Source organism: Serratia proteamaculans, from assembly GCF_013337185.1.
GTDB classification, from domain to species: domain Bacteria; phylum Pseudomonadota; class Gammaproteobacteria; order Enterobacterales; family Enterobacteriaceae; genus Serratia; species Serratia proteamaculans_D.
This window is the reverse complement of record NZ_SWDE01000008.1, coordinates 26,002-42,405: the sequence shown is the minus strand read 5'-3', so window position 1 is coordinate 42,405 and position 16,404 is coordinate 26,002. Positions and strand designations below refer to the sequence as shown.

Here is a 16,404-nt window from a genome sequence, read left to right as displayed (position 1 = left end):
AAAAGGCCGGCAAAAGCCGGCCTGTGACATCATGCATCGCGGCAAAATGCCGCGGCGCTTACATCTCGTGCGTAATGATGTTGGGGATGGTCTCATCCTTGCGCAACGTCATTATCTCGCAGCCGTTATCCGTGACCACAATAGTATGCTCATACTGCGCCGACAAGCTGCGATCCTTGGTTTTTACCGTCCAGCCGTCTTTCATGGTGCGAATGCGGTAATCACCGGCATTGACCATGGGCTCGATGGTGAAGGCCATACCTGCCTGCAACACCACACCGCCGTCGTCAGCGTCATAGTGCAACACCTGCGGTTCCTCGTGGAACACTTCGCCAATGCCGTGGCCGCAGTATTCGCGCACCACCGAGAAATTCTCGGCCTCGACGAATTTCTGGATCTCTTTGCCCAGCGTGCGCAGGCGGATACCCGGCTTCACCATTTTCAGCGACAGATACAGGCTTTCCTGAGTGATGCGGCACAGGCGCTCGCCCAGAATGGTCGGTTTACCGGCGATGAACATTTTGGAAGTGTCACCGTGGAAACCGTCTTTGATGACGGTTACATCAATATTAACGATGTCGCCGTCTTTCAGGACTTTGTCATCGCTCGGGATGCCGTGGCAGACCACTTCATTCACCGAGATACACACGGATTTCGGGAAGCCGTGGTAGCCCAGACAGGCAGAGATCGCCTGCTGCTGGTTGGTAATGTGATCGTGACAGATACGATCGAGTTCGCCGGTGGTCACGCCAGGTTTGACGTGCGGCTCAATGATTTCCAGCACTTCGGCAGCCAGTCGGCCGGCCACGCGCATTTTTTGGATGTCATCAGGTGTTTTAATTGAGATTGCCATGAAATTCGTCCGCAGGTGTCGTGCTCGCCGACAACAGAAAGAAATAAGAAGCAGTCTCTTATGGTATCAGCCCGGCCAGAGGCTGCCAAATTTGATTTCTCGCCGGCCTTTTCACGGCAACAAAAGTTGGTGTCTGGGGTGGGTTTATGGTATAAAGCGCGCCGGCAGATCCGCACATCTTCCTTGTGATAATGGCGGAATAGGCCGAAAATACTTTAACTGCACTCACTTTGTGTAAATAACACACACGTATCGGCACATCCGCCGGGGTGCCCTGAGGTGATTTATCACCGCCAGGGTCGGCGTTATGGGATACGTGGAGGCATAACCCCAACTAACTCTATAGAGGTTTAATCATGGCAACTGTTTCCATGCGCGACATGCTCCAGGCCGGTGTACACTTTGGTCACCAGACCCGTTACTGGAACCCGAAAATGAAGCCTTTCATCTTCGGCGCACGTAACAAGGTTCACATCATCAACCTGGAAAAAACCGTACCAATGGCCAACGCAGCACTGGCTGAACTGACCAAGATCTCTTCCCGTAAAGGTAAGATCCTGTTCGTTGGTACCAAGCGCGCAGCAAGCGAAGCGGTAAAAGAATATGCTAACACCTGCGACCAGTTCTTCGTGAACCATCGCTGGTTGGGCGGCATGCTGACTAACTGGAAAACCGTTCGTCAGTCAATCAAGCGTTTGAAAGATCTGGAAATCCAGTCTCAAGATGGCACCTTTGACAAGCTGACCAAGAAAGAGGCGCTGATGCGTACTCGCGAACTGGCCAAGCTGGAAAACTCCCTGGGTGGTATCAAGGACATGGGTGGTCTGCCTGACGCTCTGTTCGTAATCGATGCTGATCACGAACACATCGCGATCAAAGAAGCCAACAACCTGGGTATCCCGGTATTCTCTATCGTTGATACCAACTCCGATCCAGACGGCGTTGACTTCATCATCCCTGGTAACGACGATGCAATCCGTGCAATCAAATTGTACCTGACTGCCGTTGCTGCCGCCGTCCGTGAAGGTCGTTCTCAAGATCTGGCCGTTCAAGCGGAAGAAAGCTTCGTAGAAGCTGAATAATAAGGCAAGCTCGTCACTGAGCCCTTATTAACCAGGTATTGAATATGTTGGTTAGGGGGGCCTTTATAGGCCCCCTTTGCTTATCTGAATGAGAACTGTCTCCACGAGAGATAACCGAGGAAAAAGAAATGGCTGATATTACCGCTGCTCTGGTAAAAGAACTGCGCGAGCGTACTGGCGCTGGCATGATGGATTGTAAAAAAGCTCTGGTTGAGTCTAACGGCGACATCGAGCTGGCAATTGAAAACATGCGTAAATCTGGTGCGATCAAAGCGGCGAAAAAAGCAGGCAACGTAGCTGCTGACGGCGTGATCAAAACCAAGATTGAAGGCAACTACGGCCTGATCCTGGAAGTTAACTGCCAGACTGACTTCGTAGCTAAAGATGCTGGTTTCCAGGCATTCGCTGACAAAGTGCTGGATGCTGCTTTTGCCGGCAAAATCACTGACGTTGAAGTGTTGAAAGCACAGTTCGAAGAAGAACGTGTAGCGCTGGTTGCAAAAATCGGTGAGAACATCAACATCCGTCGCGTTGCTTCCCTGGAAGGCGAAGTGCTGGGTAGCTACCTGCACGGTGCGCGTATCGGCGTTCTGATCGCCGCTACCGGTGCTGACGAAGAGCTGGTTAAGCAAATTGCCATGCACGTTGCGGCAAGCAAGCCTGAATTCGTTAAGCCTGAAGACGTGTCTGCTGACGTGGTAGAAAAAGAGTACCAGGTTCAGCTGGACATCGCCATGCAGTCTGGCAAGCCGAAAGAAATCGCTGAGAAAATGGTTGAAGGCCGCATGAAGAAATTCACCGGCGAAGTTTCCCTGACCGGTCAGCCTTTCGTTATCGAACCAAGCAAAACCGTTGGCCAGGCTCTGAAAGAGCACAACGCTGACGTGGTTAACTTCATCCGCTTCGAAGTGGGCGAAGGCATCGCTAAAGTTGAGAATGACTTTGCTGCTGAAGTTGCAGCAATGAGCAAGCAGTCTTAATGACTGTTAATGGGGCCGCCGTCTGGCGGTTCCATTTTATCCAGCCAGAATTACACCGGTGGCAAGCCCTGTGGCATGATACACAGCATAGGCGCGTTTCATCGGCTGAAATCCCCAATACTAATACTGCTTCTTAGGACAGATCACCATGGCAACCAATGCAAAACCCGTATATCAGCGTATTCTGCTTAAACTGAGTGGCGAAGCCCTGCAAGGTGCAGAAGGTTTTGGTATCGACGCTAGCGTTTTGGATCGCATGGCTCAGGAAGTTAAAGAGCTGGTCGAACTGGGAATTCAGGTCGGTGTAGTTATTGGCGGCGGTAACCTGTTCCGCGGCGCGGGCCTGGCACAAGCCGGCATGAACCGCGTAGTGGGCGACCACATGGGAATGCTGGCCACCGTGATGAACGGCCTGGCTATGCGTGATGCACTGCACCGTGCCTATGTGAACGCTCGCCTGATGTCGGCAATTCCGTTGAACGGCGTGTGCGACAACTACAGCTGGGCCGAGGCGATCAGCCTGCTGCGTAATAATCGCGTGGTGATCTTCTCCGCCGGTACCGGCAACCCGTTCTTCACTACCGATTCTGCGGCGTGCCTGCGCGGGATCGAGATTGAAGCGGATGTGGTATTGAAAGCGACTAAAGTGGATGGTGTATACTCCGCTGACCCGGTTAAAAACCCGGATGCCACACTGTACGAACATATAACCTATCAGGACGTGTTGGAACGTGAGCTGAAAGTGATGGATCTGGCGGCGTTTACGCTGGCTCGCGATCACGGTCTGCCAATCCGCGTATTCAACATGAACAAGCCGGGTGCGCTGCGCCGGGTGGTGATGGGTGAAAACGAAGGCACGCTGATCAGCAAATAAGGCTGTTCTGTCAAATTTAGCGGGAGCGGGTAACGCCAGGCGTAGCGCGCTTCCCTTGAGTAAAATTCACGGGCTATACTGTGGTATGGCCTGCCAAGTATCCAGCTTTCAAGGGTTCGCAACGTGATTAATGAAATCAGAAAAGATGCTGATTCACGCATGGAAAAAAGCGTAGAAGCATTCAAAAACCAAATCAGTAAAATCCGTACCGGCCGTGCTTCTCCAAGCATCCTGGACGGCATCATGGTCGAATACTATGGTTCCGCCACGCCGCTGCGTCAGTTGGCCAGCGTGACCGTTGAAGACTCCCGTACTCTGGCCATCAACCTGTTTGATCGCTCCCTGGGTTCAGCGGTAGAAAAAGCCATCATGTCCTCAGATCTCGGCCTGAATCCAAGTTCAGCCGGCAGCGTGATCCGCGTTCCACTGCCTCCGTTGACTGAAGAACGTCGTAAAGATCTGATCAAAGTCGTCCGTAACGAAGCAGAGCAGGGCCGTGTGGCGGTACGTAACGTGCGCCGCGATGCCAACGACAAAGTTAAGGCGCTGCTGAAAGACAAGGAAATCAGTGAAGATGAAGATCGTCGTTCACAGGACGACGTTCAGAAACTGACCGATGCCTATATTAAACTGCTGGATGCCGCTCTGGCAGAAAAAGAAAAAGAGCTGATGGATTTCTAATCAGCATCGCGCAGAAAAAAAGCGTCGCCTGGGCGGCGCTTTGTTTTTTGTGGCGCAGATCCCGTTTCATCGTACTGATTGATCATGGACAAGTGGTGGCCAAGGTTACACACTGGAGCACCTCCGATCTCATCAGACAGTTATTCAGAGTGAGCTCATGAAGCAACTGACTATTCTTGGTTCCACCGGCTCTGTGGGGACCAGTACCCTGGCCGTGGTCAGGGAAAATCCCGACCGTTTTGCGATTAAAGCGCTGGTTGCCGGCCGCAATGTCGCAGTCATGGCACAACAGTGCATCGAGTTTCGCCCGGCCTACGCCGCGATGGCGGATGAAGGCGCTGCGCGTGAACTGCGTATTCTGCTGGCGGAAAACGGTATTGCCACCGAGGTGATGGCGGGCGAGCAGGCGGCCTGTGAGCTGGCGGCATTGGACGACGTCGACCAGGTCACGGCAGCCATTGTGGGTGCTGCCGGACTGCTGCCAACGCTGGCGGCAATTCGTGCCAGCAAGCAGGTACTGCTGGCGAACAAAGAGTCGCTGGTCACCTGCGGGCGTCTGTTTATGGACGCGGTGCAACAGAGCAAGACGCAGTTACTGCCGCTCGATAGCGAACATAACGCCATTTTTCAGAGTTTGCCTGAGAGCATTCAGCGTCAGTTGGGATACTCTTCATTAGAGAGTCATGGTGTGTCACGCATTGTGCTTACCGGCTCTGGCGGCCCGTTCCGTACCACGCCGTTGGAGCAGTTCGCCGCGATGACGCCGGATCAAGCCTGCGCCCATCCCAATTGGTCAATGGGGCGCAAGATCTCGGTGGACTCCGCTACCATGATGAACAAAGGACTGGAATATATTGAGGCCCGCTGGCTGTTTAACGCCTCGGCCGAACAAATGGAAGTGATTCTGCATCCGCAGTCGGTGATCCACTCGATGGTTCGTTACACCGATGGCAGCGTGCTGGCCCAGTTGGGCACGCCGGATATGCGCACGCCAATCGCCCATGCGATGGCTTATCCTCAGCGGGTTAATTCCGGTGTGGAAGCGCTGGATTTCTGCCGTATCGGCTCGCTGACCTTTGCCGAACCTGAACGGGAGCGTTATCCCTGCCTGTATCTGGCCATTGAGGCCTTTGATGCCGGTCAGGCGGCGACTACCGCACTGAATGCGGCAAATGAAGTGGCCGTGGCGGCTTTCCTGCAGGAGCAGATTCGCTTTACCGATATTGCGGCAGTGAACCAAAAAGTACTCGAACGGCTGTCACTGCAGGAACCGTCCTGCATTGATGCGGTCTTAGAAATAGATCGCCAGGCGCGTGAGGTTGCGGTTGGATTGGTTAAATCACTGCATAACTGATACCGGCAATTATCCTATTTTGTTCGCAAATTACGCGTGCCGCAGTGGGGCCGTTTGTTCAGGCCCTGCTGAGGTGATATAGTCTGCGCCACCTTTCAGCGGTTATACCGTTGAATTATGGCCTGATTGACATCTCGAATGCCGATAGCGCAGCGCAGATTACCGGCTGTCGCAAGGCAGACAGAAAAGCCGTGTCGGGCACACGGCTTTTTTTGCGCGTAAGGGCCTGATGTTCCGGAAGGGCAGTTGTATTTCTATTGAGGAAATAAGTACGAGTTATGTCGTCCGCAAATCAACAAGAGGCTAATCTGTCCACTCTGGGGCCACGACATGTCGCCATTATTATGGACGGCAACGGGCGCTGGGCTAAACGTCAGGGTAAGTTACGTGTCTTCGGTCATAAAGCAGGGGTGAAATCGGTGCGTCGCGCGGTCAGTTTTGCCGCCAACAACCATTTAGATGCACTCACGCTTTATGCCTTCAGCAGCGAGAACTGGAATCGTCCGGTGCAGGAAGTTTCCGCTTTGATGGAGCTTTTCGTCCGCGCCTTGGACAGTGAAGTAAAAAGCCTGCATAAACATAACGTCAGACTGCGAGTGATCGGTGATATCAGCCGTTTCAGCACGCGCTTGCAGGAGCGGATCCGTCGCTCCGAGCAGCTGACAGAAAATAACGATGGCCTGACGCTCAACATTGCTGCCAACTACGGCGGCCGTTGGGATATTATTCAGGGAGTAAGGGAACTGGCTGAGCAGGTGAAGGACGGTTCACTGCGTCCGGATCAAATCAGCGAAGAGTTACTGGGTGAGCGGATCTGCATGAACGATCTGTCGCCGGTGGATTTGGTGATCCGTACCGGTGGCGAACATCGCATCAGTAACTTCTTGCTGTGGCAAATTGCTTATGCCGAACTTTACTTTACTGATGTACTCTGGCCAGATTTTGATGAACTTGTCTTTGAAGGTGCGCTGAATGCATTTGCACAACGCGAGCGTCGCTTCGGGGGAACAACACCTATCGGCGCCAATGCGTCCTAGGGGGAACTTTTGCTGAAGTATCGCCTCATAACTGCTCTGATCTTAATTCCGATTGTTATCGCGGCGCTGTTTTTGCTGCCGCCGGTGGGCTTTGCCCTGGTAACACTCGTGGTGTGCATGTTAGCTGCCTGGGAGTGGGGCCAACTGGCCGGATTTACCTCCCGCTCGCAGCGTATCTGGTTGGCGATATTGTGCGGCTTCCTGCTGGCGTTGATGATGCTCAGTATTCCGGCCTATCATCAGTCGGTCCATTTACCTCAGGTAGGTGGGGCGCTGTGGCTGTCACTGGCCTGGTGGCTGGCGGCGCTGTTGCTGGTGCTGTTCTATCCCGGCTCGGCCTCACTGTGGCGTAACTCGCGCCCGATACGTCTGGTTTTCGGTCTGCTGACCATAGTGCCGTTCTTCTGGGGTATGCTATCGCTGCGCCAGTTCGGCTATGAACAAAACCACTTCACCGGTGCCTGGTGGCTACTGTATGTGATGTTGCTGGTTTGGGGCGCGGATTCCGGTGCCTATATGTTCGGCAAACTGTTTGGCAAGCATAAACTGGCGCCGAAAGTTTCTCCGGGGAAAACCTGGGAAGGGCTGGTCGGTGGCCTGATTACTTCGGCCCTGATATCCTGGTTGTTTGGTCGTTATGCCCCGCTCAATGTGGTGCCGACAACCTTACTGATTTGTTCGGTGATTGCCGTGCTGGCCTCCGTGCTGGGCGATCTTACCGAGAGCATGTTCAAACGCGAAGCGGGTATCAAAGACAGTGGTCATTTGATACCGGGTCATGGCGGCATACTGGATCGTATCGATAGCCTGACCGCAGCAGTGCCTGTATTTGCCTGCCTGATGCTGTTAGTGTTTTAATCCGTCAATGGCGGGGAGTGAAGGGATTATGGTTAGCGTGCTCTGGAACTTAGTCGCATTTCTTGTTGCGCTCGGTGTATTGATCACCGTGCACGAGTTCGGGCACTTTTGGGTTGCCCGTCGCTGCGGCGTCCGTGTAGAACGCTTCTCCATCGGTTTTGGCCGTGCCTTATGGCGTCGTACCGACCGTCAGGGTACGGAATACGTTGTTGCCCTGATCCCGCTTGGCGGTTACGTGAAGATGCTCGATGAGCGGGTTGATTCGGTCGCACCGGAACTCCGCCATCAGGCGTTTAACAACAAAACCGTTTGGCAGCGTGCCGCTATCATCAGTGCCGGTCCTATCGCCAATTTCCTGTTTGCTATCCTTGCTTACTGGCTGGTATTCATTATCGGCGTGCCCAGTTTCCGCCCGGTAATCGGTGAAATCGCTCCCCAATCGATTGCAGCCCACGCTGAAATTTCGCCTGGAATGGAACTTAAGTCCGTAGATGGCATCGAAACGCCTGATTGGGAATCAGTTCGTCTGGCGCTGGTGGCGAAGATTGGCGACGCAGAAACCGAGGTGGGTATCGCGCCGTTTGGTTCTTCCAGTGTGGTGACCAAAACCCTGGATTTGCGCCAGTGGAATTTTGAGCCGGACAAACAGGATCCCGTGGTGGCGTTGGGTATCATTCCACGCGGCCCGCAGATAGAATCTGTCCTTGCCGAAGTGCAGCCGGGGTCGGCAGCGCAAAAGGCGGGTTTACAAGCGGGGGACAGGATCGTTAAAGTCGATGGTCAGCTATTGGGTCGTTGGCAAACGTTGGTGAAACGGATACACAACGGTCCAGGGCAACCGCTGGCTTTAGAGATCGAAAGAAACGGCGCCCCCTTGTCTTTGACGCTGATACCGGATACAAAGCCGGTGGGAAAAGACAAATCGGTGGGTTTTGCCGGCATCATTCCGAAAGTGTTGCCGCTGCCGGACGAGTATAAGACGATTCGCCAGTATGGACCTTTCCCGGCGCTGTATCAGGCCGGGGACAAGACCTGGCAGCTTATGAGCCTTACGGTCAAAATGCTGGGTAAATTAATAACCGGTGATGTAAAGCTGAACAACCTGAGTGGCCCGATTTCGATTGCACAGGGAGCAGGGGCGTCAGCTGGGGTCGGGTTTGTGTATTATCTGATGTTCCTGGCGTTGATCAGTGTCAACCTGGGTATCATCAACCTGTTCCCATTACCGGTGTTAGATGGTGGGCATCTCCTCTTCCTGGCGATAGAAAAGCTGAAGGGTGGGCCGGTTTCCGAGCGAGTACAGGACTACAGTTACCGCATAGGTTCGATCGTGTTGGTGCTTTTAATGGGTCTTGCACTTTTCAATGATTTTTCTCGTCTTTAGGGGCGGGGATAGGTTAGGAAGAACGCATAACAACGATGGCGATGAAAAAGTTGCTCATAGCGTCGCTGCTGTTTGGCAGCGCCACCGTATACGGTGCAGACGGGTTCGTAGTGAAGGATATTCATTTCGAAGGCCTGCAGCGAGTCGCCGTCGGTGCGGCGTTACTCAACATGCCGGTTCGCGTAGGCGATACCGTCTCTGACGATGATATCAGTAATACCATCCGTGCCTTGTTTGCCACTGGCAACTTCGAGGACGTTCGCGTGCTGCGCGATGGTAATACGCTGATTGTTCAGGTTAAGGAACGCCCTACCATTGCCAGCATCACTTTCTCCGGCAACAAGTCGGTGAAAGATGACATGCTCAAGCAAAACCTGGAGGCCTCTGGCGTCCGGGTTGGCGAAGCGCTCGACCGCACCACGATATCCAGCATTGAAAAAGGGCTGGAAGACTTCTACTACAGCGTCGGTAAATACAGTGCCTCGGTGAAAGCCATTGTCACGCCATTGCCGCGTAACCGTGTTGACCTGAAACTGGTGTTCACGGAAGGGGTTTCCGCCAAGATTCAACAAATCAACATTGTCGGCAATCATGCCTTCACCAATGATGAACTGATTTCACGCTTCCAACTGCGTGATGAAGTGCCGTGGTGGAACGTGGTTGGCGATCGCAAATACCAGAAGCAAAAGCTGGCGGGTGACCTTGAAACCCTGCGCAGTTTCTATCTGGACCGCGGCTACGCGCGCTTTAATATTGATTCGACTCAGGTCAGCCTGACGCCGGACAAAAAAGGCATCTACATCACCATCAATATCACCGAAGGCGAGCAATACAAGCTCACTGACGTGGTGGTGAACGGCAATCTGGCCGGTCACTCGGCGGAAGTTGCCCAGTTGACCAAGATTGAGCCAGGTGAGCTGTATAACGGCAGTAAAGTGACCAAAATGGAAGACAACATCAAAACGATGTTGGGCCGTTATGGTTACGCTTACCCGCGTGTTTCTACCCAGCCTGAAATCAACGACGCGGATAAAACCGTGAAGCTGCACGTGAATATTGATGCGGGTAACCGTTTCTATGTCCGTCGCATCAAGTTCGAAGGCAACGACACCAGTAAAGATTCCGTACTGCGCCGTGAAATGCGTCAGATGGAAGGTGCGTGGCTGGGTAATGCTCAGGTAGAGCAGGGCAAAGAACGTCTGAACCGTTTGGGCTATTTTGAAACGGTAGATGTGGAAACCCAACGCGTGCCAGGCACTGCGGATCAGGTTGATGTCACCTACAAGGTGAAAGAGCGTAACACCGGTACCTTCAACTTCGGCGTCGGCTACGGCACCGAGAGTGGCGTGAGCTTCCAGGCAGGCGTTCAGCAGGACAACTGGCTGGGGACCGGCTATTCCGTCGGCATCAGCGGTACCAAGAACGATTACCAGACTTACACCGAGCTGTCGGTAACCAACCCGTACTTCACCGTTGACGGTGTGAGTTTGGGTGGCCGTATCTTCTACAACGACTTTAAAGCCGATGACGCGGACCTGTCCGACTATACCAACAAGAGTTACGGTATAGACGGTACCCTGGGCTTCCCGATCAACGAAAACAACTCGTTGCGTACCGGTCTGGGTTATGTGCATAACGGCTTGTCCAACATGCAGCCGCAGATTGCCATGTGGCGTTATCTGGACTCGATGGGTCTGAACCCTAACACCACCGATCGCGCCAGCTATTCTGCCGATGACTTCACGCTGAACCTGGGTTGGACCTATAACAACCTTGACCGTGGTTATTTCCCAACTTCGGGTAACCGCACTACGCTCAATGGTAAAGTCACCATTCCAGGCTCGGATAACGAATACTACAAGCTGACGCTGGACAGTGTGCAATACGTTCCGATCAACGACGATCGCACCTGGGTGCTGTTGGGTCGTGGCCGTCTGGGTTATGCAGATGGTCTGGGCGGCAAAGAAATGCCGTTCTATGAGAACTTCTATGCCGGTGGTTCCAGCACCGTGCGTGGTTTCGGCTCCAACACCATTGGTCCAAAAGCTGCGTACTACAACTCCAACTCGTACAGCTGTACCAATGGTGCCGCTGTGTGTAGTTCAGACGATGCGGTGGGCGGTAACGCCATGGCAGTCGCCAGTATGGAGCTGATCACGCCAACGCCATTTATCAGCGAGAAATACGCCAACTCGGTGCGTACTTCCCTGTTCGTGGATGCGGGTACCGTGTGGGATACCAACTGGCAGAATACTGCGCAGACCAGCATGTACGATATTCCGGACTACAGTAAGGCGAGCAATATCCGCGTTTCTGCCGGTATCGCCTTGCAGTGGATGTCACCTTTGGGTCCGTTGGTGTTCTCCTATGCCAACCCGATCAAGAAATACGAAGGCGACAAGTCCGAACAGTTCCAGTTTAACATTGGCAAGACCTGGTAACAGGTCCGGCTTCTGGGCATAGCAGTTATTAAGAATCGCAAATGCCAGGCGCCCGTCAGAGCACAGAGAGATGATTCTCATTGTTTTGCGGGATAAGTCTGGCAGATTGTGTACTTCAAGTGTCATATGACACAAATGGGTGATGGTAAGGAGTTTATAGTGAAAAAGTGGTTGTGTGCCGCAGGCCTCGGTTTAGCAATGGCTGCTTCAGCTGGCGTTCAGGCAGCAGATAAGATCGCTGTAGTTAACGTCTCCAGCATTTTCCAACAGTTGCCGGCTCGTGAAACCGTAGCTAAACAGCTGGAAAACGAGTTTAAAGGCCGTGCGGGTGAGCTTCAGAACATGGAGCGTAGCCTTCAGACCAAAATGCAACGTTTGCAGCGTGATGGCGCTACCATGAAAGCCAGCGATCGCAGCAAGATGGAAAAAGACGTGATGGCACAGCGCGAGCAGTTCTCTCAGAAAGCACAGGCTTTTGAGCAGGACAACCGTCGCCGTCAGATGGAAGAGCGTAACAAAATCCTGAGCCGTATTCAGGACGCTGTGAAATCTGTTGCCAGCAAAGAAGGCTACGACGTAGTTATCGATGCTAACGCTGTTGCCTACGCAGGGACTTCTAAAGACATCACTGCTGACGTGCTGAAACAGGTTAAATAACAACATGCCTTCAATTCGACTGGCTGATCTAGCGCAGCAGTTGGATGCACAATTGCACGGTGATGGCGATCTCGTCATCACCGGCATTGCTTCTATGCATTCGGCACAGGCTGGCCAAATCACGTTTTTGTCAAACAGCCGCTATCAAGAGCAGCTGACTTCCTGCCAGGCAAGCGCAGTAGTGCTTACCGAGGCGGATTTACCACACTGCCGTTCTGCGGCGCTGGTGGTTAAAAACCCTTACCTGACTTACGCGCGCATGGCGCAACTGATGGATACCACGCCGTCCCCGGCTCAGGATATCGCGCCAAGCGCGGTTATCTCACCTGAAGCCTCTCTGGGTCAGCATGTTGCCATTGGGGCCAATGCGGTGATCGAGTCGGGCGCAGTGCTTGGCGATAACGTGGTTATCGGCCCTGGCTGCTTCATCGGCAAACGTGCGCGCATTGGCGCGGGTACACGTCTGTGGGCGAACGTAACGATTTATCATGAAGTCGAGATCGGTCAACGCTGCCTGATCCAATCAGGTACTGTGATTGGTGCTGATGGTTTCGGCTATGCCAACGAACGTGGCGAGTGGATAAAAATTCCTCAATTGGGCACGGTAATTATCGGCGATCGCGTCGAGATTGGCGCTTGCACCACCATTGACCGCGGCGCGCTGGATAACACTCAGATCGGGAATGGTGTTATCATCGACAACCAATGTCAGATTGCACATAACGTGGTGATTGGCGACAATACTGCCGTCGCCGGCGGTGTGATCATGGCAGGTAGCCTGAAAATCGGCCGCTACTGCCAGATCGGCGGAGCCAGCGTGATCAACGGTCACATGGAGATCGCCGACAAGGTTGTTGTCACCGGAATGGGAATGGTTATGCGACCAATCACCGAACCTGGGGTATACTCTTCGGGCATTCCGTTACAACCCAACAAAGTTTGGCGTAAAACCGCTGCGTTGGTGATGAATATCGATGAGATTAGCAAGCGCTTAAAAGCTGTCGAACGAAAAGTCGGAAAAGACTAATCACTACCGCCCGCCTCGCTGGGTACAAAACGAAACGCGTTGGTCATGAGACCAAAAGCGCAAAGAGTTGTTAATTTGCGGCCTGCATGACTTCCTCCTTATTGGGGGCAGCGCAGGCCGTGTTGTTGATGCCATCAGTTTTTAGAGACAGGAAGAGTATTTTGACTACTGACACTCATACTCTGGATATTGCAGAAATTTTAGAGTTGCTTCCTCACCGTTACCCGTTCTTGCTGGTCGATCGCGTCCTCGAGTTTGAGGAGCACAAATTCCTGCGTGCGGTGAAGAACGTATCTGTAAATGAGCCGTTTTTCCAGGGACACTTCCCTGGTAAGCCGATTTTCCCAGGCGTATTGATTCTGGAAGCCATGGCGCAGGCCACCGGTATTCTGGCGTTTAAAAGCGTCGGCAAACTGGAGCCGGGCGAGTTGTATTACTTTGCCGGTATCGACGAAGCTCGCTTCAAACGTCCGGTAGTGCCTGGTGATCAAATGATCATGGAAGTCACCTTTGAGAAAACTCGTCGTGGTTTGACGCGCTTTAAAGGCGTGGCGACCGTCGACGGCAAAATTGTCTGCGAAGCAACCATGATGTGTGCGCGCAGCCGGGAGGCTTAATCCGTGATCGACAAAACCGCCTTTATCCATCCTAGCGCGATTATTGAAGAAGGCGCCGTTATCGGCGCTGGTGCGCACATCGGTCCCTTCTGTTACGTCGGCTCCCAGGTGGAAATCGGCGAAGGCACGGTACTGAAGTCCCACATAGTGGTGAATGGCTTGACCAAAATCGGCCGCGATAATCAGATCTATCAGTTTGCCTCTATTGGCGAAGTGAATCAGGATCTGAAATATGCGGGTGAACCGACGCGTGTCGAGATTGGCGATCGCAACCGCATCCGCGAAAGCGTCACCATTCACCGCGGTACCGCGCAGGGCACCGGTTTGACCAAAGTAGGTAATGACAACCTGCTGATGGTTAACGTGCATGTCGCGCACGACTGTGTGGTGGGTAACTCCTGTATCCTGGCAAACAACGCTACGCTGGCCGGCCATGTGGAAATTGACGATCATGCCATTATCGGTGGTATGACGGCGATTCATCAGTTCTGCATTATCGGGACTCACGTGATGGTTGGCGGTTGTTCCGGCGTTGCCCAGGACGTGCCTCCTTTTGTCATTGCGCAGGGTAACCACGCCACGCCATTCGGTGTTAACGCCGTTGGCCTGAAGCGTCGTGGTTTTGATAAAGATGAAATGCAGGCCATTCGTAACGCCTACAAAATTCTTTATCGCAGCGAGAAAACGCTGGATGAAGCGAAAACAGAAATCGAAGCCCTGGCGAAAGAACAGCCGGTGGTGCAGCAGTTCCTTGATTTCTTTGGTCGTTCCACCCGCGGAATTATTCGCTGACCTATGCAAAATCGTCCATTGACCATCGGATTGGTCGCCGGAGAAACTTCCGGTGACATTCTTGGCGCCGGTTTAATTCGCGCGCTCAAGGCGCAGATCCCAGACGCGCGTTTTGTTGGCGTCGCCGGCCCGCTGATGCAGGCTGAAGGCTGCGAAACCTGGTACGAAATGGAAGAACTGGCGGTAATGGGCGTGGTCGAGGTGCTTGAGCGCCTGCCACGCCTGTTAAAGATCCGTAAGGATCTTACCCGCCGGTTCAGCGAATTGAAGCCTGACGTGTTTGTGGGTATCGACGCGCCGGACTTCAATATCACCCTGGAAGGTCGCCTGAAACAGCGCGGCATCCGCACTATTCACTATGTCAGCCCGTCCGTTTGGGCCTGGCGTCAAAAGCGCGTTTTCAAAATAGGCAAAGCCACCGATCTGGTGTTGGCGTTTCTCCCTTTCGAAAAAGCGTTTTACGATCGTTTCAACGTTCCCTGTCGGTTTATTGGCCATACCATGGCCGACGCCATGCCGTTGCAACCGGACAAACTGGCTGCGCGCGCTACGCTGGGCATTGCCCCTGATGCGCGTTGTCTGGCCCTGCTGCCGGGCAGCCGCGGTGCTGAAGTCGAGATGCTTAGCGCTGACTTCCTGAAGACGGCACAGTTGCTGCGCACCCGCTATCCGGAGCTGGAACTGGTAGTGCCCTTGGTTAACGCCAAGCGACGCGAGCAGTTCGAACGCATCAAGGCGGAAGTGGCACCTGAGTTAAGGGTCCATTTGCTCAATGGCCAGGGCCGTGAGGCGATGATCGCCAGCGACGCGGCTTTACTGGCCTCCGGCACTGCGGCACTGGAGTGCATGCTGGCTAAATGCCCGATGGTGGTGGGTTACCGCATGAAGCCGTTTACCTTCTGGATAGCGCAGCGGTTGGTGAAGACCCCCTATGTCTCACTGCCCAACCTGCTGGCCGGTCGTGAGATCGTCACCGAGCTGTTGCAGCACGATTGCGTGCCGGACAAGCTGGCGGCGTCTATCATGCCGTTGCTGGAAGACAGCCCGCAAACCGACGAATTGAAACAGACTTTCCTTAACTTGCACCAAAGCATCCGTTGTGGTGCCGATGAACAGGCCGCTCAGGCTGTGTTGGAGCTGGCAAAAGCATGATTGAACCTTTCATTTATCCTGTCGCCACGCTGATTGCAGGCGTGGACGAAGTCGGCCGTGGCCCTTTGGTCGGGGCGGTAGTGACCGCCGCAGTGATCCTCGATCCTGCGCGACCGATAGTTGGGCTGGCGGACTCGAAAAAACTCAGTGAAAAGCGCCGCCTGGCGCTGTATGACGAAATCGTCGAGAAGGCACTCTCCTGGAGTCTGGGGCGAGCCGAGCCGGACGAGATCGATCAACTGAACATTCTGCATGCCACCATGCTGGCGATGCAGCGAGCGGTTGCCGGATTGCATATCGCGCCTGACATGGTATTGATCGACGGTAACCGTTGTCCTAAATTACCGATGCGTTCGCAGGCGGTGGTGAAGGGCGATAGCCGCGTGGCAGAAATCAGCGCCGCGTCCATTTTGGCGAAGGTCACGCGTGACCGCGAAATGACCGAGTTGGATCGGGAATTCCCGGACTACGGTTTTGCGCAGCATAAAGGCTACCCAACCGCTTTCCATCTGGAGCGGCTGGCCGCGCTGGGTGCGACCGAGCATCATCGCCGCAGCTTTGCCCCGGTTAGAAGGGTGCTGGCGCTGTAATCTGCCGGCCCTAGCCGGGCCAGGC

The 16,404-nt window shown here is 53.8% G+C and carries 16 protein-coding genes; 15 read left to right on the top strand and 1 reads right to left on the bottom strand.

The genetic code is table 11. From position 1 onward, the window contains the following. Window positions 1-58 precede the first annotated feature (58 nt). On the bottom strand, window positions 59-853 hold the full coding sequence (map, locus tag FCL49_RS22435) for a type I methionyl aminopeptidase (protein WP_174355199.1): 795 nt from the start codon (window positions 851-853) through the stop codon (window positions 59-61). A 356-nt stretch (window positions 854-1,209) separates the two neighbouring features. Between map and rpsB the strand changes: the two genes are divergently transcribed. The 15 genes from rpsB to rnhB all read left to right on the top strand — a co-directional run bounded on the left by rpsB (window position 1,210) and on the right by rnhB (window position 16,379). Next, entirely contained in the window at window positions 1,210-1,935 is a 726-nt protein-coding gene (gene rpsB / locus FCL49_RS22430) for a 30S ribosomal protein S2 (RefSeq protein ID WP_020828365.1), read from the top strand. Between the two features lie 128 nt (window positions 1,936-2,063). Further along, window positions 2,064-2,915: a translation elongation factor Ts gene (gene tsf, locus FCL49_RS22425; protein WP_135317748.1), complete on the top strand. Its 852-nt coding sequence runs from the start codon at window positions 2,064-2,066 to the stop codon at window positions 2,913-2,915. A 148-nt stretch (window positions 2,916-3,063) separates the two neighbouring features. Continuing rightward, window positions 3,064-3,789 carry a UMP kinase gene (pyrH, locus tag FCL49_RS22420; protein WP_004952223.1) on the top strand — a complete coding sequence of 242 codons (726 nt, stop codon included), beginning with the start codon at window positions 3,064-3,066 and terminating at the stop codon, window positions 3,787-3,789. Between the two features lie 123 nt (window positions 3,790-3,912). Next, complete coding sequence (gene frr, locus FCL49_RS22415; protein ID WP_174355198.1) at window positions 3,913-4,470, top strand: ribosome recycling factor; 558 nt, start codon at window positions 3,913-3,915, stop codon at window positions 4,468-4,470. A 157-nt stretch (window positions 4,471-4,627) separates the two neighbouring features. Further along, complete coding sequence (gene ispC / locus FCL49_RS22410; protein ID WP_174355197.1) at window positions 4,628-5,824, top strand: 1-deoxy-D-xylulose-5-phosphate reductoisomerase; 1,197 nt, start codon at window positions 4,628-4,630, stop codon at window positions 5,822-5,824. Between the two features lie 278 nt (window positions 5,825-6,102). Beyond that, window positions 6,103-6,861, top strand: a complete 759-nt coding sequence (ispU, locus tag FCL49_RS22405) for a (2E,6E)-farnesyl-diphosphate-specific ditrans,polycis-undecaprenyl-diphosphate synthase (protein ID WP_012146490.1) — start codon at window positions 6,103-6,105, stop codon at window positions 6,859-6,861. 9 nt (window positions 6,862-6,870) lie between these two features. Then, entirely contained in the window at window positions 6,871-7,719 is an 849-nt protein-coding gene (cdsA, locus tag FCL49_RS22400) for a phosphatidate cytidylyltransferase (RefSeq protein ID WP_174355196.1), read from the top strand. A 28-nt stretch (window positions 7,720-7,747) separates the two neighbouring features. Beyond that, complete coding sequence (gene rseP, locus FCL49_RS22395; protein ID WP_174355195.1) at window positions 7,748-9,103, top strand: sigma E protease regulator RseP; 1,356 nt, start codon at window positions 7,748-7,750, stop codon at window positions 9,101-9,103. A gap of 35 nt (window positions 9,104-9,138) precedes the next feature. Next, the gene (gene bamA / locus FCL49_RS22390) at window positions 9,139-11,544 is read left to right on the top strand and encodes an outer membrane protein assembly factor BamA (RefSeq protein ID WP_135317744.1); all 2,406 of its coding nucleotides are present in this window, start codon (window positions 9,139-9,141) and stop codon (window positions 11,542-11,544) included. A 159-nt stretch (window positions 11,545-11,703) separates the two neighbouring features. Beyond that, entirely contained in the window at window positions 11,704-12,201 is a 498-nt protein-coding gene (skp, locus tag FCL49_RS22385) for a molecular chaperone Skp (RefSeq protein ID WP_112347219.1), read from the top strand. Between the two features lie 4 nt (window positions 12,202-12,205). After that, the gene (lpxD, locus tag FCL49_RS22380; RefSeq protein WP_174355194.1) at window positions 12,206-13,228 is read left to right on the top strand and encodes a UDP-3-O-(3-hydroxymyristoyl)glucosamine N-acyltransferase; all 1,023 of its coding nucleotides are present in this window, start codon (window positions 12,206-12,208) and stop codon (window positions 13,226-13,228) included. A gap of 161 nt (window positions 13,229-13,389) precedes the next feature. Continuing rightward, window positions 13,390-13,845: a 3-hydroxyacyl-ACP dehydratase FabZ gene (gene fabZ, locus FCL49_RS22375; RefSeq protein WP_017893789.1), complete on the top strand. Its 456-nt coding sequence runs from the start codon at window positions 13,390-13,392 to the stop codon at window positions 13,843-13,845. A gap of 3 nt (window positions 13,846-13,848) precedes the next feature. Continuing rightward, complete coding sequence (gene lpxA, locus FCL49_RS22370) at window positions 13,849-14,637, top strand: acyl-ACP--UDP-N-acetylglucosamine O-acyltransferase (RefSeq protein ID WP_012146483.1); 789 nt, start codon at window positions 13,849-13,851, stop codon at window positions 14,635-14,637. A gap of 3 nt (window positions 14,638-14,640) precedes the next feature. Continuing rightward, window positions 14,641-15,789, top strand: a complete 1,149-nt coding sequence (lpxB, locus tag FCL49_RS22365) for a lipid-A-disaccharide synthase (protein ID WP_174355193.1) — start codon at window positions 14,641-14,643, stop codon at window positions 15,787-15,789. After that, a complete protein-coding gene (gene rnhB / locus FCL49_RS22360; protein ID WP_012146481.1) occupies window positions 15,786-16,379 on the top strand; it encodes a ribonuclease HII in 594 nt (197 codons plus the stop codon). The genes lpxB and rnhB overlap by 4 nt, the downstream gene beginning before the upstream one ends. Window positions 16,380-16,404: the final 25 nt, after the last annotated feature.